This is a genomic window from Primorskyibacter sp. S87, from assembly GCF_049801055.1.
Classification (GTDB): Bacteria; Pseudomonadota; Alphaproteobacteria; order Rhodobacterales; family Rhodobacteraceae; genus JBNAGF01.
Genome location: NZ_JBNAGF010000015.1, coordinates 58832 through 78386 on the forward strand (window position 1 = coordinate 58832; position 19555 = coordinate 78386).

Consider the following 19555-nt stretch of genomic DNA (forward strand, 5'->3'; position numbering starts at 1 on the left):
CTCAGTTCTCCAAGGTTTCGGCGTCGACGCGGTACGACGTCACGACGAAGCCAAGCGGGTTCGCCCAGACTTGCTGAAGCCGTTGACGGGTCTCCGGCCGAAACTCATATCGGAGTGTGGCCACGTAGGGCCTCGTCACCGTACGGTTGTCGCGCGGTTTCCGAAGGGTCTTTGTAAAGCGGACCTGGGCAACACCGGCTTCGACCTGATTGACCGACCGGATCACCACATCGATCTTCGCGTCGCGGCCATAGACCGAGATCGGGTAGTCAGGATTCGTGGACGACCAAAGATCCCGAAGGGTGCGCGCGGCATCTTCATCCGACCTCTGCAGAACGGAGTTGATCCGCTCTTCGCCATCCGTCAGATCGTAGGTCTCACGATCGTCCACATAGGCGACCAGGTTGGCCTGAATGACAGCGTCGCTTTCATCGAGGGTGAGCGCTTCGACGGCCGCAACCCGGTCCATCTCGCCCGTTTCCTTGTCGACCACCACCACGAACGTCTCGACCGTCTTCAACGGGAACAGCGATACAGCGCCGACGAATCCGACAACGCCCACGATCACACCTGCTGCAGCCACGAGATAGGCAAACCTCTCTCGTCGTCGTGGACCGAAGATGAAGTCTGCCTCGAAGGCGTCCTGATCGAACTCGGCACGCGTCATGTCTTGCGAAATGACTTGGTGAGCGCGAGCGCCGCTGCTGGTGTGCGCCTGATAAGCTCGTTGCTCTTCGTGGCTGCACCGCTGACATCACGACGCAGTTCGTAGGGTGTCCGCCCGGTAAGCACACGTCCGGCACCACCTGCACCGTATTCGCCTGCATTGACCACGCCGCGGCGCGCCAGCCCTGTCAGACCTATGGCGTTCGACGCGATCCCCATCACACCGGTGAGGTTTGAAGCGATAAACGGAACGGCGGCCATGACGCCTGCGGACAGGAGCAGGATGACCAGAAAGGGGAGGATCAGGCTGACGGTTTCGACATTGTCAGGATCAGCAGAGGCATCCCCGATCGCCTCGGCGATGGCCACGATAATGCCTGCGGCACCCGCCGCCGCAACGGGCATCAGGGCGTAACCGATTGTGGCGCGGGTCCATGCCTCGAACAGCGACTGGGTCGGCTTGAAGAGCGACGTCAGGATCATGAACGGTGCGATCACGATCATTAGTGTGAATACGATCCGGGCATAGGCAATGATCCCGGCTGTCACTGCCGCGAACACGGCGGAGAGGACAAAAAAGATCGCGCCAAGGACAGCCCCGAACACCCAACCCGCACGGTCCCCGATTGCGTCGCCATAGGCCGTGATCCGGTTCACCATGCTGTCCAGGCTTTCGTAAATGCCGGTCTCATCGCCGGTCGCCGTTAGGGCCAGAATGCGCGAGCCGATTGCTTCTGGAACCTCGGAGGCAATATTGTAGACGACTTCAAAGTTCTCCCAACTTTGCGCAAATATTCCAATCAACGAAATCTTCAGTCCGAAAGCGAACGCACTCCCAAAAGTCATTGGGCGCAACTGCATCACAACGCTGATACCAAGAAACACCAGCAAAAGTGCTGCGCCGATTCCAAGGACATTGCCAACCTGTCCGGCGGCTTCCACGAAGCCTGCTTCGGCCACAGAGTCGATTGCATCATCGACTTGCTGGAGAATGTCCGTGATGATGCCCATTCAACGCTCGCAAGTCTCATCAAGTACAGCTTCCAAGCTGTCAGCATGGCTTCGCAGCTCAATCACATCGAAGGGCAATTTCGGATTGTCCGAGGTGATGTACTGTTCGTTGTTTTCGACGACAAAAGCCCAGTCCACTTCCGCAAAGGGACAGCCGCAGAACGCTGTATCGATTGAGTTTTGATATGCCTCGATGCGCATTATCTCTCGATATCCATTCCTGATATATGCGAACGAATCCAAGTCTTTCGGTGGCCGCGGTACTTTGCATTCACTCTGTTCTTCCGTGGGCTGTGCCATCGTCTCGAACCCGCCCTGAGAGGTTTGAGCGCTCACGCTGATTGAGGAAGCGGCGATCATGAGAGCAAAACAATAGACTGTGGCTGCACGGGTCATTCGGGGACCTCCATCGAGCGAAATTTTCGTTCATCCGCCAGCGTCGCCGCATCGACGACACCGAGTTGCCCGCCGTTGACCCCCGCCGCTGCCTCGAGACGCCAGATTTGGGTGAGGATGATCCCGAGTTCTGCGGTGACGCGCGTGTTGAGATCGACGGCCGCCTTCAATCCGTCTTGATCGTCGATCTGGCCCACCATGGACTCCAGCCGACCAAGGCTTTCGCCCGCTTCGTTGTGGCTTTCCTGAGCGGCAACAGAGAGCATCGCGCTGGATCCGGCCTGCACCGCGATACGGTTGTCGGCAGGTTCCTCGCTTGTGGAGAGCGACGTCAGACGCTCTTGCGTGAAGCCGCTGCCCGACAGAACGCGCTCGACTGCGGTGTCCAACTCTGCGCCCGGGCGAAAACCGCTCAGGAAATCACCGCTCGATATGGCTTCCGCCGTCGCCAGTGGTGCGGTCAACTTGCCCCTTACACGTTCGAATTCTTCGACCGTCGCAAACAGCTGGCCAAGCTCATTACCGTCAACCAGGGAGGCGAGTTGCGCTTCGAGATTGAGAAGCTGGCTGAGTTGGGTTTCCAGCTCCTCCCGCATGGTCGCGAGGTGCTGAAGCTGAACGTTCAGATCCTCAGCCATGTGTTCAAGTTGAAGAACAAGCTGCCGGAGGTTCGATTTGTCAAAGGTTGGCACACCTTGTGCATTGGTTTGATCTGCCGGCGTGACGGCCATCAGTGTGGCTAAGGCGGTTCCGAAGGTCTTTCCTTTCATCTGACTACTCCCATGCGCATGAAGTCGCGTTCAGCAAGACGGTCAGCGGCCAGATGTTGGCCATGCGCTGCCTCGCGCTGACGGTTGGCAGCCATCAGGCGAACACGAAGGTTGAGGATGCGGCCGATCTCGGCCTTGGCGTAAGTGTTGAGCTCGAAGGCACGCTTGATGTCCGGCGTTTCATCGATCTGCCGGATGATCGCGGCGAGCCGATTGATCACCTGTTGCGTCGTCGCATGGCTGTCGGCCGCATAATAAATGCTGGCTTCCGAGATGCTGCTGTATTCGGCCAGAGCCATGTCGGATGGGGACAGCGTGCCGAGCGCATCGGCACCGCCGACAACAGCGAGGTACTCGTTGTAGAACCTGGAGATGTTGCGGACGTAGCCTTGGGTCTCTGCAAAAGGCGGGACACCACCATATTCCTGAACCCGGCCCGGTCCGGCATTGTAAGCCGCAAGCGCGTGCGGGATATTCCCGAAGGTGTTGAGCTGCGTGGTGATGTAGCGTGCGCCGCCGCGCAGATTGTCCATCACATCGTATCGGTCCACGCCCATGTCCGACGCGGTGCCGGGCATCAGCTGCGTCAGACCATAGGCCCCGACTGGGCTTTGTGCAGTCACGCTGAACCGGCTTTCCTGTTTGATCAGCGCCTGAAACAGGAAACGCCACTGGGTGGCGGACAGTCCAGCCCTGCGGACGCCGGGTGCGCCAGCATACTCTCCCGCCACGCGCACAATCATCATCTCAATGGTCTCGCGGCCTTCGCCAAAGAGCCTGCTGTCCATTGGGTGACTCGAGGTGACCGGATAGACGTCTCCGACAGGGAAGTCGGCATTGCCTTCCAAGGCCCTGACATCGAGGCCGGGTCCCGAAAGGGCGGCCGACATTGCCTCCAGAACGCGCAACTGATCTGCTTGCACAGAAGACAGCGATCTTGCTGTTCCCAGCTGATTTTGTTGTGCCTCCATGTCTTCGCCCAATTGCGAGAGGATCGAGAAGAGCTGTCCCAGCCCCGCATTGTCTTGTGTCGGGACGCCCTGCGCCTCGGCCGAAGGAGAGGCGCAGACCAGAAATGTGGAGACCCCCGCGACCAGCCTCATTGCGGTCGTCCGATGTCTTCGAAGACGCAGTCCTGCGACAGGTTTGCCGCAAACGACAGAGTGTCCAAGTTAGCCCGCGAGACCATGGGCTTTCCGTCATTGCCAAAGCAAGGCGACGTCGCGTCCGTATATCGCTCACAGGCGGCAAGCAGAACAGCGAGACAAATGAGGCCTAGTCGCATGCGATTCTCCAGAAGTCTTGGGTGGTGCGCCAGTCGCGTCCAAGGCGCGCTTCGCCGGACTGTCCGCCCCCCAGAATTGGCAGCAGAGGACCGAGTGCGGAGAGATCTGCATCGATGAAGACGCTGTCGCCCGCGGACCGGACCAGAGCGATCCGTTGCCCGGCGGTGGGCCGTGTCAGCAGGTCAGCTTCCTTTTCGTTGACCCTCAGGAAATCGTAATCCGCAGGCGTCGCCCGGTCATTCGGGAACAGGATTTGCGTCGGCACGGTCTCGATGATCGTTTTCCCGACCCGGGCCTCACGTAATTGGCTTGGGTACTGCGTCATCATCACAACGACGCAGTTCATCTTCCGGAGTGTCACAAGCCAGTTCTCGAGGCGGGCTGCAAAATAAGGATCGTCGAGCAACTTCCAGGCTTCGTCGAGAACGATTACTGTCGGGCGGCGATCCTCAACCAACCGTTCAATCCGCCGCAATATGTAGGACAAAACGGCCATGCGTTCGGTCGACATGTCCAGAATCTCGGTCATGTCGAACCCGACAATGTTGCCCGCCATATCGAGGGGCGCGCCGTCTGATGGTTCGTCAAACACCCAGCCAAACCGTCCGCCCGGAGCCCACTCGCCAATCCGGGCCTGTAACTCACCTTCATCGTCAAGCGATTGGAACAGGGTCTGAAAGGAGACGAAACGCTGCAACGACGGCCCGGCTTGCGCGTTTTGCGACACCGCGCTCTGGATGTGACGCGATTGCTCCCCTGATAGCTTTCCGGCATGTGCCAGCAGTGTCGCAAGCCAATCCGAGAGCCAGGCACGGCCGCGTTCGTCGGTTTCCGTTTGCAGTGGGTTGAGGCCGGTGGGGATGCCAGCAAGAATCGTATTGTAGCGACCGCCGAGGGCACGAACGGCCATCTCCAGTCCCCGGTCCTTGTCAAAGAAGAACAATCGGGCCCCAATCCGTTGCGCCTGAGCTGCCAGAAACGCCGTCGTGAGGGTTTTCCCGCTGCCCGTCCGCCCCAAAAAAAGCGTGTGGCCGACCGTGGGTTCCCGGTCCGGAGATCCGGGTTCATGAAAGTTGAAGCCATAGGCAGATGTGCCGGTCGTCGGGAACAGTGTCAGGCGTGACCCCCATGGCGTGCTTTTGTCTGAACGGCCTTCGACGCAGCCATGAAGCGCCGAGAAGTCCGCGAAATTCGTGGTGGAGATGGGCGTTTTTCGCGCGCGATACCCGAAGTTTCCGGGCGCTTGTGCAAAGTAGGTCGCCTTGAGCGCCATGTTCTCCCGCACGATCACGGCCATGATTTCCTGGCCGAGGCGTTTGACCTCCGCCGCGGCCTGTTCGAGCGTCTCTTTGTCAGGTGCGTAGACGGCGACGGACAGGTGGTGGTCGCCGAAGGCGATCCGCCCGGCTTCCTGGTCGTCAGCTGCCTCCATCAGCTGATCGCGCAAGGACACGGCGGCATCATCGGCGGCACGCATTTGACGGACAATCCGCTGGATCCGTTCCGCCATGATGTTGGTGGGGATCGGTGAGAAGGAGTTGGTCAAAACGACATCGAGGGGCAGGTCGAGGCCGTCAAACAGAGAAACATCGGTCAGGGCAGGGTAACTCTTGATGCTGAAGAGCGCGCCAAAACGTGTGGCACCCGTTGTCGCGCAGGCAATGGTCGCCGTGTCGCCATCGAATGTCGCGCGGCAGGAGCCGAGCGCATAGGCGAGCGGCAAGGGCGCAGCTGGCTGGGCAATTGGGGCGTATTTCCCAGTCAGTAATGTGCTCAGGAATCCGAGCCATTCGCCGGTGTTCCTGTCGAGCCGCACCGGTTTGGCAGAGCCAAGTGCGGATTCAAAGAACCCCGTTACTTCGTTAAGTTCCCGCGCGCGGGCTGCGCGATCCTTCATCCACGTGCGCTTGGCAAACGCGTTGAGCAGCGGGATCCGTGCGCCGATTTCCGGACGCCGGAGAATGCTTAGGTAGAGCTGCGACTTCTTGGGCGCGAGATCGGAGATATGTGCTTGCCACCGCTGATCGATTTCGGCTGCAAAGCCGTCGCCTTCGACGGGTGTCAGCGCCACGTCTTGCGGGACAAAGATGCGATGTACGTAAAAGCCATAAAGGTTTCCGGTCTGGGCAATAACGGCTGCAACAGCGCGTTTCATTGCGTCGAGATCGGCATCTGGTGTTGTAGACGACGCAAGACCATCAAGGCGCAGGGTTGCCATCAGATCGCCCTCGCGCAGAACCATGATGTTCGATCCGGCAAAGCTGACGAAAGGCAGATGTTCGGCGAGATGGCTTTCGCGTGCCAAAGCCGCCCCGCTGACCTCGAAGAGCGCTGCACTTGGTTTTGCATATCCGACACCGTCAAGCGCCATAGCTGTCTCCCCTGTGCAGGGATCGGTTCCGCGTTCCCCGCACCGCCCCATAGGAAACGCGCAGCACCTCGAAGAAATGCGGCTCCTTGTCGGCGACAAACCAAAGCACCGGATAGGCGAGGAATCCGACAAGGAAGAAGATCAGAGACTTCGTCCAGATGAACGGCAGGACCACGCCAAGTGACAGCACCACAAGGTAGCCGACTGGAAGACCGAGGTACTTTGGCGGGCGTGCGAGTCCAAGGAAAAGGGGAGAGCGTTCGGCCATCAGGTGAACCCGTCGACGATGGTGCCCGCCGAGAAGATCAGCACGATCCCAATGACAACGGATGCAAACCAGCCCCAGTTTAGCCGCCCCATCATACACATGAAGCCGGTTCCGATGACCGCAAGCGTCGCAACGGCGATCCCGATTGGACCGGTTAAAGCTGCCTCTACCGTCTCGAGCATGGTCTGAATTGGCGAGAGGTCCTGGGCGAGGGCAGGGGTGGCCCACAGCAGCACGGCTCCGATCGCAGGAGGCAGAAATCCTGGTGGCAGTCTTCGCATGGGCTTCCCTCGTTTCTTGTTTCCTATTTGAGGCTCAGTACGACGGCTGGGCGCCTTTGGTCGCGCGCCGTCGTGCCAGGCATGTTTTGGAGCGGAGTGTTAGAGAGTCGCGCGCGAATTCGATGGACTCGCGCGATGTAATCTCGAGTCTCACGGAATGGGGGCACACCGCCATATTCCTCAACGCGGTGGGGTCCGGCGTTGTAGGCAGCAAGTGCAAGGTCGATGTCTTCGAAAGCGGCAAGTTGCGCCAGAAGATACCGCGCCGATCCGTCGAGGTTTTGCGCGATATCGGCTCTGTCGACGCCCAAGTCCCGCGCCGTCGCGGGCATGAGTTGGCCCAACCCGTAAGCCCCCTTTGCGCTTCTGGCAGTCGGTCGGTAGGCGCTTTCCGCTTCGATTAGTGCGCAGAACAAGGCCATCCAGTCGTCAGGACCGAGACCCATAGCCCTGACCGCTTCATTGCCTTCGTGCCTTGTGGCGGTCTGTCTGATCGCCTCAAGAATGTCGCTCTTTGGCGTGGCCGCGAAGCGTCGAGCGTCCCCTAGAGGTGTCTCTTCAGCGGCTCGGCCGTGGAATGTCCAGCCGTCAGTTGTTCGGACGCTGCCGTCCCGACCGAAGATCATCACCTCCGCCGACAGCATCGAAGGCAATAGCGTAGTCGAGGTCAAAACAAAGAGCGCGGCCGTCACCAAATTCACGGTGATGTTTGAAGAGGCCAGGCCAGATGTTGAAGAGGCGGGGTTCAGGACCATGTGGGCCGAACCGCGTCGAGACCAGGATCGCCTCGGGCTCTCCTGCACGGAGGTAGACACACTGATAGCGGGGCTTCCCATCGTCCGTGAACTCGACAAGCTCGTACCGACAGCGGAAGTCGACTCCCGACCCGATGAGGTCTTTCACCCCATCAATGGTAATCAAAATCTGGTCTCTTGCGATCGGCACCGGGCTCCCCCACTGGGAGCCCTTCTACAATCGGCAGCATTCCGCAGAAAGGCATTACTCTGCAATATGAAATATTGCACAATGTGTAATTTGAGCGAGAATTGGCCTAGAGACTCAATGGAGGCCGATATGAAACTTGCTCGAACAGGTGCGCTGGCCGTGGCCGCGGGGTTGGCGTTCGGTGCGGAGGACGCGCGCGCCTACGACATGGACTGCGCCATCATGCTCTGTATGGCTGGTGGGTTTCCCTCAAGTGCTGTGTGCTCAGCAGCCTATGCCGAGATGATCCGGCGTATCACGCCCTGGCCGAGCAGGCCGCCTTTCGGGGTTTGCACCTACGCTGCCGTTCCCGTTGCTTTGGGAGGTCCAGGCGGAAGCGCGGCCTTGGATACTTCGACACCGGAGTATTCCTGGCTGCGCCGGACCCGCGTTCTCTGGTGGCGGGGTCGCTCCTATGAACCGCGGGATGAACCTCGTCAGTGGGACTGGTCGGTCCGATCATGCGATCATGAAAATCAGAACTGCTACTATATCGTCCGGGTCTATGGGTCTTATACGCCCTGGCCGGCGTCCTTCACCTCTGAGAATGGCCAGAACCTCCCAACCCCCGGGTCTGGTGGGCTTTGGTTTTTCTACAGTCGGGCCGTCATGATGGAATATGGCGACTACGAAGGGGCAATGGACTACACCGACTGGGTCAATTACTGACGCCCGCTGCCATTGCTATAGGTATTCGATGTCAGCGCGGGCCTGAGCCGCCAGTTTCGACAGGCCGTGTCGGGTTAGATCGAGAAGAAACTCCGACGGGGACATCGCTGGGTTGTCATACCTTTTGCGGACGCGGCGCAACGCGCGAGCGCCACCCGAAGGAAACAGGTCGTATGTGTTCGCGAGCATGTCATCCGCACCAAGCGTCTCAACGCCATACTCGTCCAGAACTTCGCTTGGAAAGTCCTTATGATTTTCTGTCACGATGACTTGGGCTGAGCAGCGGATCGCCGCCGCGAGGACGTGACGGTCATCCGGGTCCGGCAGCTTCAATTCGGCCATCAAAGGCTGGTGGCCCGTTACGAAGCATTCTTCGAATGTGCTTCTGATCACCGCTTCTTGCTGGCGAACGCTCTTCTCGAGATGCGGTTTGAGCCTGATCAGGTTGCGCGTCCATTCGTCGAGGATCTCGTCCGTCACCCGCGCCCTGAACAGGCCTTCCTGCGTAAACGTCAGCAGGACGTCGCGAACGCGGAACGGGAACAGGACGTTCGCATCAAGGACAACCACGAAGGGGTTGGCCACAAAACTCATGCCTTGTCGAATTCCTGACCCAATCGTGCCAAGTCCCGCATCGCCTGTTCCTGGCGCTGCGCCTTCTCTTCGCGATACTCCATGAGCGCCTTCAATGGTACGCGCCGATGCTTGCCGACTTCTTCAAATCGGATCTGTCCTTCCTTGAGGAGTTTCGTGAGGTGGGGCCGGGACACATTCAGCATGTCTGCCGCCTCTTGGGTCGTGAGCATTGTGCCAACCGGAACCAGCGTCACCATATTTCCATTACTGACATGACCGAGCAGTTCGATGATCAGCTTTCCGACAGCCGGAGCGATGCTGACAGGATCACCGTTCTCTCCGGACACCTTCAAGCCGCCGTCCAATTCCATCGCGACCGCGATCGCCGTGGCAGCATGCGCGGCGCTATCGATTTCCTCGGCGGTCGGCGGACGCTCCATGAGCCCGCTCTGAGCCGGTTTTTCTGCTGTATCGACCACGATTTCCCTCCTGCTTTTAGCCTCTAGATGCACCTCGAGACGCTTACTTACAAGAGAAATAACCGGAATAAGTGAAATAAGCGTAACGATTCCGATAGACGCTGGCAGGTGGCTGGTGTAAACAAAACAGGAACAGATTCGATTTTCGGAGCAGTCCCATGGGAAAGAATACGAAGCGCACTTCAAGCAAAGTGGCCTCTCAAGCAGCGGCAACTCTCAGTGATCCCAACGCCTCTGCGACGGCCAAGAGCCTGGCGGCCTCGGCACTGGCGCAGCAAACAAACTGGGGCTGCCATGGAAGACAAGGCGTCCAAAGTCCTGCAAAGCGACAAGTACAGTGACGATACCAAGTCTTTGGCCGGGACGGTTCTCGCGCAGTCGAACAAGGCGCGCTAACCCGCGTCGCGCTAAGAGTGGTCCAGGTCGATGTCGCGTTCCACAATTCTCATGACACAGCCATCCTCGGGGGGCACGAACCATGCTCGCGTCCGTTTCCCAGTGTTCCAAAGGTGTTCCTGCCAGACGACAAGCTCGCGGCCATCCACGATTGCGACACCTTCGCGCACGGGAACACCCTTCGTAAGGCGCTCATCCACGCGCCGTCCCGGAGCAGGATGTTGGCCGGCCTCCTAGCTGCGGGGTTTCAGTAACTCTGAGGGATCGACGTTGAGGGCGCGCGCGATCTTTTCGAGCGTCGTGAGAGAAGCGGAATACTTGGCATTCTCGATTTTGCCGACATAGCCGCGGTTCACATTCGCACGGTGCGCCAACTCTTCTTGGCTGACGCCCTTGGCACGCCGGGCGTCTTGGAGGTTCAGTCCTACTCGTTCCTTCAGATTCATGACCGAAGATCGGCCACGATGCGGTGTATTTAACCACGCAATATACTATACATTCGACAATGAAGCGGCTGATACTGTGAGATTTTCTTGTTTCAAAGGTGTCGATCAAGCTCGCCATTTGATTGAAGAAGATAGCATGACCAAGTGTGGTAGCGAGTTTGGATCGAGATTTGGGCGAGGTTTTGCCCACTCTGATAAGTAGAGGTGAGGGCGACTCTAAAACCCATGATTGTGGCCGATAAGACTTATTATGTTATTTCATGGTACTCTTTTTGTCTGCAGAACTGAGCGTCTCGGGGTCGAGTCCGGCTGGGACCGAAATCGTATCATAAAGCATTCCTCACCTTCGCCGCACCGTGGACCAACCGGTGTAAGGCGGGACTTTGCGCCCTTTCGCTGCAGTTGCGCCAATGTCGGCTAACGGCGCTAACTTTTTTGGGACTCGCGGCGCTGGCAACCGAGCCCCATAAGCCTGTGCTTACATCGGGGTCCGTAAGCAGTTCTCCAATGGTCCACCCGTGGATGCGTCATCAAATCTTGGTGGACGGCAGCCATTTCGGTGCCGGATCAGAACTCAAGGAGAAACTCATGAAACGTCATGTCTTATTGCCCGCAACACTTTCAGTCCTGTTGGCAGGTGCGGCATTCGCAGTTGAACCGTCGCTTGGTGCCAATCTGGGCACAAGCATCGAAGATATCTCTACGGCCCTATCCGCTGATGGTTACGAGATGACCAAGTACGAGCGGGAAGGCAACCGCATCGAGGTCTATGCCGTCAAAGGCGACGCCCGGCACGAACTTTATGTCGATGCGACCACCGGCGAAGTGACAAAGATCGAAACCACAGCCCGGCGCGGGCCTTCGTCGTTGCCAGGAGTGAGTGACGATCAGATTCGCGCATCACTGGAAGCCCTTGGTTACGAAGTGACCGGATTCGAGCGTGAGCGAGGCGAGATCGAGGTCTATGCCATGAAAGACGGACGCCGTTGGGAACTGAAGATCGATCCCCGGACCGGTGGCATTCTCAGAAGCGAAGCCGAGGACTGATCATGGCCAGGCCGGATCAAAGCACGGGCGAGCGGGTCTGGGACCCGCTCGTGCGACTGACTCACTGGACGATTGCACTGGCCATTGTTCTCAATGGGGTCCTGATCGACGGCGATGCCTTGACCCATATCTGGATCGGTTACACCGCACTTGGCCTGCTGGCCTTGAGACTGCTTTGGGGTCTGATCGGTCCGGAAAATGCACGCTTCTCGTCCTTTCCGATCAGCCTGTCGGGCGCATCGCGTCAAATCGCTGATCTCAAGCGCGGCGAACATAAGGCGTATCGCTCTCATAACCCACTGGACGCACTCATGGTCTATGCGCTTTGGACCATGCTTCTGTTCGTCTCCGTCACGGGCGTGATTTTGGAAAGTGAGCCCTTTCCTGAGCATGAGGGCGAATACAGTCGGCACTACGAAGATGAAGACGACGACGAAGATCGCGCGGAGATCATCGAAGAACTGCACGAGGTATCCGCCAACCTCCTTCTCCTGCTTGCCGTCCTGCATGTCGGTGGGGTCGTGCTCGAGTCCCGCTTGTCCGGTCGCAATCTGGTTCGACCGATGATATTCGGAGACAAATCCTGAAAGGCGCGCCCTTGAATGACACGGCTACAACGCGACGGATCAGAACAGACAAGCGCAGAGCGAGTGCGCTTGCCGTGGTTCTGGCTGTGCAGGCGCTGGCTGCTGTATTCTTCATCGCGGATGTTGGACAGGACCTGCTGTGGGGCGGTTTGAACCCGCACTCGGTGCTTGAGGCCATCGTGGCGCTGGCGCTCATCATCGGGACTGCCTTTGGTGCAATGCAAATGCGCCAGTTACTCAATCGTATCCGGCAGGCGGAAACGGCCATGTCGGTTGCCTCCGGCGCGCTGTTCGAACTGATCGAAGCGCGCTTTCAGGAATGGGGACTTACCCCATCCGAAGCCGAGGTCGCCCTGTTTACGCTGAAGGGCCTTGATATCGGCGATATCGCAAAGGCGCGTGGGGCCGCTCAAGGGACGGTGCGCGCGCAAATGACGAAAGTCTACGCCAAGGCCCAGGTGTCGGGGCGCGGACAACTCACGTCACTTTTCATCGAAGACTTAATGGTGGCGTCGGCTGGCAACGTTCGAGCGCGCGACACGACAAGCTAGTCACCATCCGGTTCTTCCCGAACCGGCGCTGGTGAGTATCAAAGCTCTAGGACATTCATGCGCCGCGCAGCATCAGTCGAATTGGGCTCTCCACCGGCTTTCGCCGCGTAGTCCACGAACGGTTGGTTCGGCAAGTTATGCCTTTTGCTGCAGGGTACATGAACTCTCAGAATGTGGGACATAGTTGCCGTCCAAAAAACTTAGACTAACGGCTGCTTTGCTCGTGTAGGCCGTCGCCAAAGCCATCCTTCATCAAAGCGTCCAACATGGGACAGGCCGCAGTGCCATCGTCGCAGTTCTTGGAAAGGCTCAAGAGCGCTTCTTGGAGGCGCATTAAGTTCTCAATCTTGGCGCTTATCTCAGCCAAATGGTTCTCGGCCATGGTTTTGACCTCGCCACAGGATCGGTCACTCTGCGTGGTGAGCGATAGAAAGGTTTGAATGATCGAGATCGGGAAGCCCAGATCGCGACACCGACGCACGAACCTGAGCTTAGCAATGTCATCGCATGAATATTGCCGCCGCCTACCTGCCGAACGCCCCGGCTTCGGAACAACACCCTCTCGTTCATAATATCGGATCGTTTCGATGTTCACGCCGCTTTTTTCTGACGCTTTGCCGATGGTGAACATTTCGCTTGCTCCTGTAGTGGCTACAGGAAGTAGAAAGGCAAAATGAACATGAATGCAAATCAACAACCCGTGGCAGACCCCGGCATCGCTGCCCGCCTAGTGATGCCCTTCGCAGCGCTTTTGGCGATGTTGTCGGCGTCATGTTGTGTTTTGCCTATCGGCCTTTCGATACTGGGCCTCGGCGGTGCATGGCTGACCATACTTGGCCCATTCATCGCTTACCGTGAGTTCATTCTTGTCGTTGTCGCGATTGCCCTCGTTTGGGCGTGGTATCGGGTGCTGCGTTGCAGGCCATGTAGGGCGCGCGGGCGGTCTGCAATTGTCTGGACGTCACTTGCATCCATCGCCTTTTTGATCGCGCTGTCTTCCCCGCTTTGGGAGGCGTCAGCACAGCGCTTTATGTGGGATTTGTGGAGATCGACGCGATGAAAAACAAACCTTTGGCGCTCGGGGTGGGAGGTACGATTTTGGCGATCCTCTGTTGCTTTACGCCGCTCTTGCCGGTCGTGCTAACAGCGCTTGGTCTGACAGGCTTACTTGGTGTCGTTTACAACGATGCTGTTTTACTGCCGATTTTGGCAGGATTTCTGATACTGACGGGGTACGCGATATGGCGACAGAAGACGCAAAAGTAGTGCTGCAATCTACTCTTAGCTGTCCAACTTGCGGGCACGTCGAAACCGAAACTATGCCAACGGATGCCTGCCAGTGGTTCTATGAATGCAAGTCATGTCAGACCGTCTTGAAGCCGCTTGAGGGGGACTGCTGCGTTTACTGCTCCTACGCGACGGTTCCATGTCCACCGATCCAGCTAGGCAAACCCTGCTGCGCGTAGCAGTCGTTCAAACATCGCACAGCTGAAGAGTAAACAAACCTTCGAATGACCCCTTCGTGAGGCGATTCAAACAAAACGGCGTGTGGACGCTCGATACGCTTCAAATTCAGATCCATACTGTTCGGTGAGCCACGGCTCCGACAATGAGAACGAATGGTGCCGATGCAAGAATTATCCATCCGCCGACAATTGCGATATCGGCCATGTATTGTGGGTTGCGAGAGTAGCGATACATGCCAGCGGTCCTCAGAGTGCCCTTTGCGCCGCCGGTTTGCGACACTCCGAAATGCGCGACTTCGGACCAGACGATGACATTGCCGATCACAATGAAGGGTAGTCCGAGCCCAAACCGCAGGCAGTTGGGAAACGCCAGATCGCCCCAGCCCAAGATGCCAAGCACGATCAGAATGCCAAACAACGAAAATGTCGGCACCCAGACCAGAATTGGTGTGATTGACGTGTATCGCTTGGGTGGCCAGACGCGACGCTCCGGGAACGCGATTGACCAAAGGATCGAACCAAGCGTGGCCGCAGCAATTACCAAACCCACGAAAACTAAGGTAGTTTCCATCATGTTTAGGCCGCGTCATGCCCGTAGAGCTTCGCGCCAACGTGAGCATTCTTCGGATCTTCCAATTCGAGCGTGGAGTGCCGGATACCGAACTCTTCGGCGAGGCGCTGCTTCACGGCAGCTTTAATCTTTTCGCCGGACGCGGTATCGGCCGTCACGACATGGCAATCCAATGCCACCTCGTTCTCTTGCATCTGCCACAGATGGACATGGTGGACGTCATGGACGCGGTCGACCTCCCTGATTGCAGCAACAACGGCATCATTGTCGACGTCGGGTGGGCTTCCGAGCATCAGGATTCGGATGGGGCCGCCGATTTCTGTCAGGGCGAGATAAAGGATGTAGAGCGCGATACCGATCGTGATCGCCGGATCGACCCACCACATATTATAGAGCAGGATGAGCGAGCCGCCGATAATCACCGCAACAGAAGCCAACGCGTCTGACAGATTGTGCAGGAAGAGCGCCCGGATGTTCACGCTGCCCTTTTGCATCGAATACGTCAGCAGCGCTGTCAGCGTGTCGACGACCAGCGCGACTGAGCCCAGGATCACCACAGTCCAACCGGCCACTTCGGTCGGTTCGATCATGCGCATCCCGCCCTCGTAAATGAGATAGATACCGACGAGGATGAGGGTGGTGTAGTTGATCAAGGCAGCCACAACTTCAATCCGGCCATAGCCGAAAGTCATACGAGCGTCAGCGGTACGTCTTGCGATCTTTCGTGCCGCGAAGGCGATTACCAAAGATGCCATGTCGGAAAAATTGTGCAGCGCATCCGCAATAAGCGCGAGGCTGCCGGACAGGATCCCACCGACGATCTGCGCAACCGTCAGAAGTGCGTTCGCCCAGATCGCAATGGAAACACGCCGATCTCCGGACGCAGGGTCAATATGCGCGTGACCGTGATCATGAGGCATGACGTGATTCCCCGTGGTTATGATTAGGCAATGCCAAGCCAGGGATCTGCGGCACGCTACCTAATCTGATCCGGCGCACGCGGGCGTTCATCCAATGGCGGATGATGTGGCGGTAAAGCAGACCCTTTATGAAGCTGAACGACTGCTGATGTTTTGCGTAAAAGTCGTCGGGCGTCGCGAAGCTCCCGAAATCCTGAACAATGCCTGTCTCTTGGATGTAGGTGTCGCCACCCGTCCACTCCACAGGTGGAGCCTGCAGGCAATCGGTCCCTGCCCCGTATCCGCAAAGACTGGGTGTCCCGGAGAAAGAGGATTGCAGTGCCGTCAGGAACGCAGCGTCAAGGATAAACCCTTCGAGGTTCACCCAACCCGACTCTGTCTCCACCTCAACCCAGGAATGGATGATTTCCTCGGGTGCGATGGGATAGACCAGTTCCGGAACAACACCGCGTTGCAGTGCCTTGTGAATGGTGAAACCATGCAGGCTGCACCGCACGCCCACCGCACGCAGCAACGCCATGAGAAGCGTCCCCTTGGTGTTGCATTGACCAAAACCGTCGGCCAGCACATCTGTGGCCGAGATGTCGTCTGAGCGGTTGTACCCAAAAGCAATTTCATTGCGCACGAAATCGTAGACAGCCCCGATCCGATCATGTGTCGACAGGGTGTTCCAACCTTTATCCTTGACCAATCGTGTAATCGACGGATGGTCGAAGTTCAGGATTGGGGTTGGTGCAAGTAACGGTTCAGTGATTGTCATCGGCACTCTCCTTGATTCGATTTAGGAGAGTTGTACTTGCTATAGTTACTGTAGCTTAAAGTATTAAATTGGCTAGCTAAACCAGCGCCAATTTCAAGCAGCGGCTTACGGAAATCCCGCACGCATGTATGCGATTATTTTCCAGACGTCGTCTTCGCTGAGTACTTCTTCAAAAGCTGGCATATCAGTTCCAAAACGCTCACCGCCTTCGAAGATCGCCCAGAGAAGATACTCGTCTCCCGCCATAGGCATTTGCACGAATCTTTGTAGAAGAGCCGGGGACGGAACCAAAGAGCGTCCGGCCTCACCATCTCCGAGGCCTTTTGCGCCATGGCAACTTGCACAGGAATTCGAATAGAGCGCCTTACCGTCCGCGATGATCTGTGCCGTGCCCCGCACCGTACTGCGGGCACCGCGATAGGCTGTGGGAACCCCTTCGTTCATGTACGTCCAATGCCGCTGCATGCGCATTTGTTGTCCGGGCCCCATGTTGCCCCAACCCCAACCTTGCATGTGATCAGACCCCATTTGGCCGGAACTCATCCGACCGTGCCCCCACCAGCCGCCATTATTCTGTTGGGCCAATGCGCCAATTGACCCGACACCAATTGCCGCGACTACGGCGAGACTAAGAAATGTTCTCTGCTTCATGGCGGGTCGCTCCTATGGTTGGTAATTCCTCTCGACAAAACTGACACCGAAACTGATCTACGTCATTGAGACAGATCAACTGCGGGCAAAGAGCGAATGCACAGCGTTGCAGAGTTTAGGCGCCAATCTCATCGTGATCAGTCAGACACTCCGAGTGATCGCGCAAAACCTCGAGAACCTTACAGTCGGCCGTATTGCCCCCGCTGCATTCGTGGATCATGCGCTTCAGCTCGGTGCGCAGCGCCTTCAAGCGGTCCATCCGCAACTCGACCTGCTTGAGTTGCCGGCGCGCGATGGAATCGGCCTCATGGCATGAGCGATCCGGATTGTCGCTGAGATCGAGAAGTTCGCGGATCGCTTCGAGGGGAAACCCTAACTGTCGCGCATGCCGAATAAAGGACAGGCGGTCGACTTCAGCATCGCCGTAGCGCCTCTGTCCCCCCTCTGTCCGACCGGGCTCAGGCATCAACCCGATTTGTTCATAGTACCGGATGGTCTGAACCTTCGTTCCGGTCTTCTTTCCCAGGTTTCCGATTGTCAGCATGCAACCTCCATATCTATAGTTTTGGTAGCTATAGCTACTGGCGTCTGCAAGCCAATGCCTCCTTCACGTGTCCGTGACACGCGGTCTTCACATGAAGAAACGGATTGAACCTCTAGCAACTAGAACATTTAGAACGGTGTAAAGATGGGCGAAAACGGGTGCAGTACGACCAATGAAACTATCTGCGTTACAAAAAGGGCTTTGGGGACTCACCGCGATCGCGACATTGGGGCTCGTCTGGCTGCAAGTTTCTACCAGAAGTGAACAGCGCGTTGATGATCCCGCGTTCCAAGCGGACTTCGAACTGACCGATCACCAAGGCATGGTGCGCATCGAAGAAGACTTCGCGGGGCGCTGGATGCTCGTGTTCTTCGGCTTTGCGAATTGCCCCGATGTGTGCCCCACGACCCTGGCCGAGGTTGCCGCCGTCATGGATGCGCTCGGCTCTGACGCCACCCAAGTCCAGCCGCTCTTTATCTCAATTGACCCCGAACGCGACACGCCTGAACAACTCGCGGAATTCGTTCCCGCTTTCGACGCAGGTATCATAGGACTCACCGGTACGGCCGATCAGATTAAGCGAACATCGGAAACCTTCCGCGTGTACTTCGAGAAGATTGAGGAAGCGGCTTCGCGCGACGGATACACGATGGGGCATTCCTCCCAGCTGTTCCTCTTTGATCCGCAAGGCGGATATGTCGGTGCCTGGACATACGGCACGTCGGCAGAGGAAATCCTGTCCGATCTGAAGGCGCGGATGTCGCTGTGAGCCGGGTGATGTCAAAAGAGGCGGCTTTGACCGCCGCGTGGATCGTCGCTTTGGGGAGTTCGCTGGCCGTGCTCTATATCGGTGAGGTTCTGGGGCAGGCACCTTGCAATCTGTGCTGGTTTCAGCGTGCGTTTATGTTCCCTCTGGCCGTCGTGTTGGGCCTCGGTCTCTGGTTGGAGGATCACCGGGTCGGTCGCTACGGTGTTGCGCTCGCCCTTGGTGGCGCTGCCATCGCACTCTGGCATCTGGGCCTCTATACCGGGCTCCTCCCGGAGCGCATCCAACCCTGCACTGCGACCGGCCCGTCCTGCACCGATGACAATCAGGTCTTCCTCGACGTCCCCATCCCGCTTTTGTCGTTTATCGCCTTTGGGCTGATCGCGATCCTGTCCATTTTCTCCCTGAAGGAGCAGCGCACGTGAAAAACAAATCAGTCGTTTTATCGGTCCTTATCGTTGGCCTTGCGATCTTTGCCGCCGCCGTTTGGTATCAATCACGGCCTGCCCCAGTTGCTGAGGTCGAGCCAGTCCAGCCCGAAATTGCAGAGGCACTGATCCGGTCCTACTCTCCGATCCTCGGTCCTGAAGACGCTCCGGTCACCATCGTCGAGTTCTTTGATCCGGCTTGCGAAGCGTGCCGCGCCTTCCATCCGATCGTGAAGGACATACTGGCCGAACATGACGGCGCAGTGCGTGTTGTGCTGAGATATACGCCCTTTCACGGGGAAGGCTCAGAGCAGGCCATACGTGTCCTTGAGGCGGCCCGTATGCAGGGCATTTTCGAGCCGGTCCTCGAAGCGCTCCTCGAGTATCAGCCGCGTTGGGCGTCCCATGGTGCGCCCGCCCCTGGCTTGATACTTGGGATTGCGCAGCAGGCTGGCCTGGACGCGGACGCCGCAAAAACGCAAATGATGGCGCCGCAGACTGTTGGTGTTCTCAATCAAGATCGCGCGGACGTGGAAGCAGTTGGCGTGCGGCAGACCCCCACTTTCTTCGTCAACGGCAAACCTCTCAATCCTTTTGGCGCTGACGAGCTGCGCGCCCTTGTTGCAGCGGAAGTCGCCGGGAGTGGATCATGAGCAAAAGACTAT

At 57.8% G+C, this 19555-nt stretch carries 30 protein-coding genes; 10 read left to right on the forward strand and 20 right to left on the reverse strand.

All coding sequences use genetic code 11. The features are described 5' to 3' along the window. Nucleotide 1: 1 nt before the first annotated feature. The 10 genes from ACP15U_RS20015 to ACP15U_RS20060 form a co-directional block, all read right to left on the reverse strand. Complete coding sequence (locus ACP15U_RS20015; RefSeq protein ID WP_425046785.1) at nt 2-667, reverse strand: virB8 family protein; 666 nt, start codon at nt 665-667, stop codon at nt 2-4. Beyond that, nucleotides 664-1677, reverse strand: a complete 1014-nt coding sequence (locus ACP15U_RS20020; RefSeq protein ID WP_425046786.1) for a type IV secretion system protein — start codon at nt 1675-1677, stop codon at nt 664-666. The genes ACP15U_RS20015 and ACP15U_RS20020 overlap by 4 nt, the downstream gene beginning before the upstream one ends. Continuing rightward, complete coding sequence (locus tag ACP15U_RS20025) at nt 1678-2073, reverse strand: hypothetical protein (RefSeq protein WP_425046787.1); 396 nt, start codon at nt 2071-2073, stop codon at nt 1678-1680. After that, the gene (locus tag ACP15U_RS20030; protein ID WP_425046847.1) at nt 2070-2804 is read right to left on the reverse strand and encodes a type IV secretion system protein; all 735 of its coding nucleotides are present in this window, start codon (nt 2802-2804) and stop codon (nt 2070-2072) included. The genes ACP15U_RS20025 and ACP15U_RS20030 overlap by 4 nt, the downstream gene beginning before the upstream one ends. Nucleotides 2805-2839: 35 nt before the next feature. Beyond that, nucleotides 2840-3946 (reverse strand): lytic transglycosylase domain-containing protein, encoded by a 1107-nt coding sequence (locus tag ACP15U_RS20035; protein WP_425046788.1) that lies wholly within the window; start codon nt 3944-3946, stop codon nt 2840-2842. A gap of 172 nt (nt 3947-4118) precedes the next feature. Then, nucleotides 4119-6500: a type IV secretion system protein B4 gene (locus tag ACP15U_RS20040; protein ID WP_425046789.1), complete on the reverse strand. Its 2382-nt coding sequence runs from the start codon at nt 6498-6500 to the stop codon at nt 4119-4121. Further along, on the reverse strand, nt 6490-6768 hold the full coding sequence (locus ACP15U_RS20045) for a type IV secretion system protein VirB3 (protein ID WP_159810859.1): 279 nt from the start codon (nt 6766-6768) through the stop codon (nt 6490-6492). The genes ACP15U_RS20040 and ACP15U_RS20045 overlap by 11 nt, the downstream gene beginning before the upstream one ends. Then, on the reverse strand, nt 6768-7049 hold the full coding sequence (locus ACP15U_RS20050) for a TrbC/VirB2 family protein (protein ID WP_425046790.1): 282 nt from the start codon (nt 7047-7049) through the stop codon (nt 6768-6770). Before ACP15U_RS20050 ends, ACP15U_RS20045 begins: the two co-directional genes overlap by 1 nt. A 23-nt stretch (nt 7050-7072) precedes the next feature. After that, the gene (locus ACP15U_RS20055) at nt 7073-7693 is read right to left on the reverse strand and encodes a lytic transglycosylase domain-containing protein (RefSeq protein WP_425046791.1); all 621 of its coding nucleotides are present in this window, start codon (nt 7691-7693) and stop codon (nt 7073-7075) included. After that, nucleotides 7638-7994 carry a hypothetical protein gene (locus tag ACP15U_RS20060; RefSeq protein WP_425046792.1) on the reverse strand — a complete coding sequence of 119 codons (357 nt, stop codon included), beginning with the start codon at nt 7992-7994 and terminating at the stop codon, nt 7638-7640. The genes ACP15U_RS20055 and ACP15U_RS20060 overlap by 56 nt, the downstream gene beginning before the upstream one ends. Nucleotides 7995-8123: 129 nt before the next feature. On the opposite strand from ACP15U_RS20060, the gene ACP15U_RS20065 reads away from it, so the two are divergent. Further along, nucleotides 8124-8702 carry a hypothetical protein gene (locus ACP15U_RS20065; protein WP_425046793.1) on the forward strand — a complete coding sequence of 193 codons (579 nt, stop codon included), beginning with the start codon at nt 8124-8126 and terminating at the stop codon, nt 8700-8702. 15 nt (nt 8703-8717) lie between these two features. On the opposite strand, the gene ACP15U_RS20070 is transcribed toward ACP15U_RS20065, so the two are convergent. From ACP15U_RS20070 to ACP15U_RS20085, 4 genes are all read right to left on the reverse strand, one after another. After that, the gene (locus ACP15U_RS20070) at nt 8718-9296 is read right to left on the reverse strand and encodes a PIN domain-containing protein (RefSeq protein ID WP_425046794.1); all 579 of its coding nucleotides are present in this window, start codon (nt 9294-9296) and stop codon (nt 8718-8720) included. Next, nucleotides 9293-9757 (reverse strand): helix-turn-helix domain-containing protein, encoded by a 465-nt coding sequence (locus ACP15U_RS20075; RefSeq protein ID WP_299720344.1) that lies wholly within the window; start codon nt 9755-9757, stop codon nt 9293-9295. The genes ACP15U_RS20070 and ACP15U_RS20075 overlap by 4 nt, the downstream gene beginning before the upstream one ends. 407 nt (nt 9758-10164) lie before the next feature. Continuing rightward, nucleotides 10165-10353: a hypothetical protein gene (locus ACP15U_RS20080; protein WP_425046795.1), complete on the reverse strand. Its 189-nt coding sequence runs from the start codon at nt 10351-10353 to the stop codon at nt 10165-10167. A gap of 33 nt (nt 10354-10386) precedes the next feature. Next, complete coding sequence (locus ACP15U_RS20085) at nt 10387-10599, reverse strand: helix-turn-helix domain-containing protein (RefSeq protein WP_425046796.1); 213 nt, start codon at nt 10597-10599, stop codon at nt 10387-10389. A 588-nt stretch (nt 10600-11187) separates the two neighbouring features. Between ACP15U_RS20085 and ACP15U_RS20090 the strand changes: the two genes are divergently transcribed. Genes ACP15U_RS20090 through ACP15U_RS20100 form a run of 3 tightly spaced genes read left to right on the forward strand, consistent with a single transcriptional unit; the run spans nt 11188 to nt 12784 of the window. After that, nucleotides 11188-11646, forward strand: a complete 459-nt coding sequence (locus ACP15U_RS20090; RefSeq protein WP_425046797.1) for a PepSY domain-containing protein — start codon at nt 11188-11190, stop codon at nt 11644-11646. Between the two features lie 2 nt (nt 11647-11648). Next, on the forward strand, nt 11649-12233 hold the full coding sequence (locus ACP15U_RS20095) for a cytochrome b/b6 domain-containing protein (protein ID WP_425046798.1): 585 nt from the start codon (nt 11649-11651) through the stop codon (nt 12231-12233). Between the two features lie 11 nt (nt 12234-12244). Then, nucleotides 12245-12784, forward strand: coding sequence for a helix-turn-helix transcriptional regulator (locus ACP15U_RS20100; RefSeq protein ID WP_425046799.1), 540 nt, complete (start codon nt 12245-12247; stop codon nt 12782-12784). A 205-nt stretch (nt 12785-12989) separates the two neighbouring features. Here ACP15U_RS20100 and ACP15U_RS20105 read toward each other — a convergent pair whose 3' ends face one another. After that, on the reverse strand, nt 12990-13415 hold the full coding sequence (locus tag ACP15U_RS20105) for a MerR family transcriptional regulator (RefSeq protein ID WP_425046800.1): 426 nt from the start codon (nt 13413-13415) through the stop codon (nt 12990-12992). Between the two features lie 126 nt (nt 13416-13541). On the opposite strand from ACP15U_RS20105, the gene ACP15U_RS20110 reads away from it, so the two are divergent. The 3 genes from ACP15U_RS20110 to ACP15U_RS20120 are packed head-to-tail and all read left to right on the forward strand — an operon-like array spanning nt 13542 to nt 14250. Beyond that, nucleotides 13542-13844, forward strand: a complete 303-nt coding sequence (locus tag ACP15U_RS20110) for a hypothetical protein (RefSeq protein WP_425046848.1) — start codon at nt 13542-13544, stop codon at nt 13842-13844. Further along, nucleotides 13841-14050 carry a mercury resistance system transport protein MerF gene (gene merF / locus ACP15U_RS20115; RefSeq protein ID WP_116904618.1) on the forward strand — a complete coding sequence of 70 codons (210 nt, stop codon included), beginning with the start codon at nt 13841-13843 and terminating at the stop codon, nt 14048-14050. The genes ACP15U_RS20110 and merF overlap by 4 nt, the downstream gene beginning before the upstream one ends. Then, complete coding sequence (locus ACP15U_RS20120) at nt 14026-14250, forward strand: GDCCVxC domain-containing (seleno)protein (RefSeq protein ID WP_425046801.1); 225 nt, start codon at nt 14026-14028, stop codon at nt 14248-14250. The genes merF and ACP15U_RS20120 overlap by 25 nt, the downstream gene beginning before the upstream one ends. Before the next feature lie 106 nt (nt 14251-14356). On the opposite strand, the gene ACP15U_RS20125 is transcribed toward ACP15U_RS20120, so the two are convergent. The 5 genes from ACP15U_RS20125 to ACP15U_RS20145 form a co-directional block, all read right to left on the reverse strand. Continuing rightward, nucleotides 14357-14824, reverse strand: a complete 468-nt coding sequence (locus tag ACP15U_RS20125; RefSeq protein ID WP_425046802.1) for a methyltransferase — start codon at nt 14822-14824, stop codon at nt 14357-14359. 2 nt (nt 14825-14826) lie between these two features. Further along, a complete protein-coding gene (locus ACP15U_RS20130) occupies nt 14827-15741 on the reverse strand; it encodes a cation diffusion facilitator family transporter (protein ID WP_425046803.1) in 915 nt (304 codons plus the stop codon). Beyond that, nucleotides 15731-16501, reverse strand: a complete 771-nt coding sequence (locus tag ACP15U_RS20135; RefSeq protein WP_425046804.1) for a transglutaminase-like domain-containing protein — start codon at nt 16499-16501, stop codon at nt 15731-15733. Before ACP15U_RS20135 ends, ACP15U_RS20130 begins: the two co-directional genes overlap by 11 nt. A gap of 105 nt (nt 16502-16606) precedes the next feature. After that, complete coding sequence (locus tag ACP15U_RS20140) at nt 16607-17152, reverse strand: c-type cytochrome (RefSeq protein WP_299832016.1); 546 nt, start codon at nt 17150-17152, stop codon at nt 16607-16609. Nucleotides 17153-17267: 115 nt separating this feature from the next. Next, a complete protein-coding gene (locus tag ACP15U_RS20145; RefSeq protein WP_323804412.1) occupies nt 17268-17696 on the reverse strand; it encodes a MerR family transcriptional regulator in 429 nt (142 codons plus the stop codon). Between the two features lie 172 nt (nt 17697-17868). Between ACP15U_RS20145 and ACP15U_RS20150 the strand changes: the two genes are divergently transcribed. The 3 genes from ACP15U_RS20150 to ACP15U_RS20160 are packed head-to-tail and all read left to right on the forward strand — an operon-like array spanning nt 17869 to nt 19543. Next, nucleotides 17869-18465 (forward strand): SCO family protein, encoded by a 597-nt coding sequence (locus ACP15U_RS20150; protein WP_425046805.1) that lies wholly within the window; start codon nt 17869-17871, stop codon nt 18463-18465. Nucleotides 18466-18473: 8 nt separating this feature from the next. Beyond that, entirely contained in the window at nt 18474-18887 is a 414-nt protein-coding gene (locus ACP15U_RS20155; protein WP_425046849.1) for a disulfide bond formation protein B, read from the forward strand. Next, nucleotides 18884-19543 (forward strand): DsbA family protein, encoded by a 660-nt coding sequence (locus ACP15U_RS20160; RefSeq protein WP_425046806.1) that lies wholly within the window; start codon nt 18884-18886, stop codon nt 19541-19543. Before ACP15U_RS20155 ends, ACP15U_RS20160 begins: the two co-directional genes overlap by 4 nt. The last annotated feature ends 12 nt before the right edge of the window (nt 19544-19555 follow it).

Coding starts and splice junctions, on each gene's coding strand:
- ACP15U_RS20035 (WP_425046788.1), bottom strand. CDS start 3,946: ATGAGGCTGGTCGCGGGGGTCTCCACATTTCTGGTCTGCGCCTCTCCT.
- ACP15U_RS20065 (WP_425046793.1), top strand. CDS start 8,124: ATGAAACTTGCTCGAACAGGTGCGCTGGCCGTGGCCGCGGGGTTGGCG.
- ACP15U_RS20070 (WP_425046794.1), bottom strand. CDS start 9,296: ATGAGTTTTGTGGCCAACCCCTTCGTGGTTGTCCTTGATGCGAACGTC.
- ACP15U_RS20155 (WP_425046849.1), top strand. CDS start 18,474: ATGTCAAAAGAGGCGGCTTTGACCGCCGCGTGGATCGTCGCTTTGGGG.
- ACP15U_RS20045 (WP_159810859.1), bottom strand. CDS start 6,768: ATGGCCGAACGCTCTCCCCTTTTCCTTGGACTCGCACGCCCGCCAAAG.
- ACP15U_RS20150 (WP_425046805.1), top strand. CDS start 17,869: ATGAAACTATCTGCGTTACAAAAAGGGCTTTGGGGACTCACCGCGATC.
- ACP15U_RS20145 (WP_323804412.1), bottom strand. CDS start 17,696: ATGCTGACAATCGGAAACCTGGGAAAGAAGACCGGAACGAAGGTTCAG.
- ACP15U_RS20125 (WP_425046802.1), bottom strand. CDS start 14,824: ATGATGGAAACTACCTTAGTTTTCGTGGGTTTGGTAATTGCTGCGGCC.
- ACP15U_RS20040 (WP_425046789.1), bottom strand. CDS start 6,500: ATGGCGCTTGACGGTGTCGGATATGCAAAACCAAGTGCAGCGCTCTTC.
- ACP15U_RS20055 (WP_425046791.1), bottom strand. CDS start 7,693: ATGCTGTCGGCGGAGGTGATGATCTTCGGTCGGGACGGCAGCGTCCGA.
- ACP15U_RS20020 (WP_425046786.1), bottom strand. CDS start 1,677: ATGGGCATCATCACGGACATTCTCCAGCAAGTCGATGATGCAATCGAC.
- ACP15U_RS20085 (WP_425046796.1), bottom strand. CDS start 10,599: ATGAATCTGAAGGAACGAGTAGGACTGAACCTCCAAGACGCCCGGCGT.
- ACP15U_RS20110 (WP_425046848.1), top strand. CDS start 13,542: ATGTTGTCGGCGTCATGTTGTGTTTTGCCTATCGGCCTTTCGATACTG.
- ACP15U_RS20030 (WP_425046847.1), bottom strand. CDS start 2,804: ATGGCCGTCACGCCGGCAGATCAAACCAATGCACAAGGTGTGCCAACC.
- ACP15U_RS20025 (WP_425046787.1), bottom strand. CDS start 2,073: ATGACCCGTGCAGCCACAGTCTATTGTTTTGCTCTCATGATCGCCGCT.
- ACP15U_RS20105 (WP_425046800.1), bottom strand. CDS start 13,415: ATGTTCACCATCGGCAAAGCGTCAGAAAAAAGCGGCGTGAACATCGAA.
- ACP15U_RS20140 (WP_299832016.1), bottom strand. CDS start 17,152: ATGAAGCAGAGAACATTTCTTAGTCTCGCCGTAGTCGCGGCAATTGGT.
- ACP15U_RS20090 (WP_425046797.1), top strand. CDS start 11,188: ATGAAACGTCATGTCTTATTGCCCGCAACACTTTCAGTCCTGTTGGCA.
- ACP15U_RS20120 (WP_425046801.1), top strand. CDS start 14,026: ATGGCGACAGAAGACGCAAAAGTAGTGCTGCAATCTACTCTTAGCTGT.
- ACP15U_RS20050 (WP_425046790.1), bottom strand. CDS start 7,049: ATGCGAAGACTGCCACCAGGATTTCTGCCTCCTGCGATCGGAGCCGTG.
- ACP15U_RS20015 (WP_425046785.1), bottom strand. CDS start 667: ATGACGCGTGCCGAGTTCGATCAGGACGCCTTCGAGGCAGACTTCATC.
- merF (WP_116904618.1), top strand. CDS start 13,841: ATGAAAAACAAACCTTTGGCGCTCGGGGTGGGAGGTACGATTTTGGCG.
- ACP15U_RS20135 (WP_425046804.1), bottom strand. CDS start 16,501: ATGACAATCACTGAACCGTTACTTGCACCAACCCCAATCCTGAACTTC.
- ACP15U_RS20095 (WP_425046798.1), top strand. CDS start 11,649: ATGGCCAGGCCGGATCAAAGCACGGGCGAGCGGGTCTGGGACCCGCTC.
- ACP15U_RS20130 (WP_425046803.1), bottom strand. CDS start 15,741: ATGCCTCATGATCACGGTCACGCGCATATTGACCCTGCGTCCGGAGAT.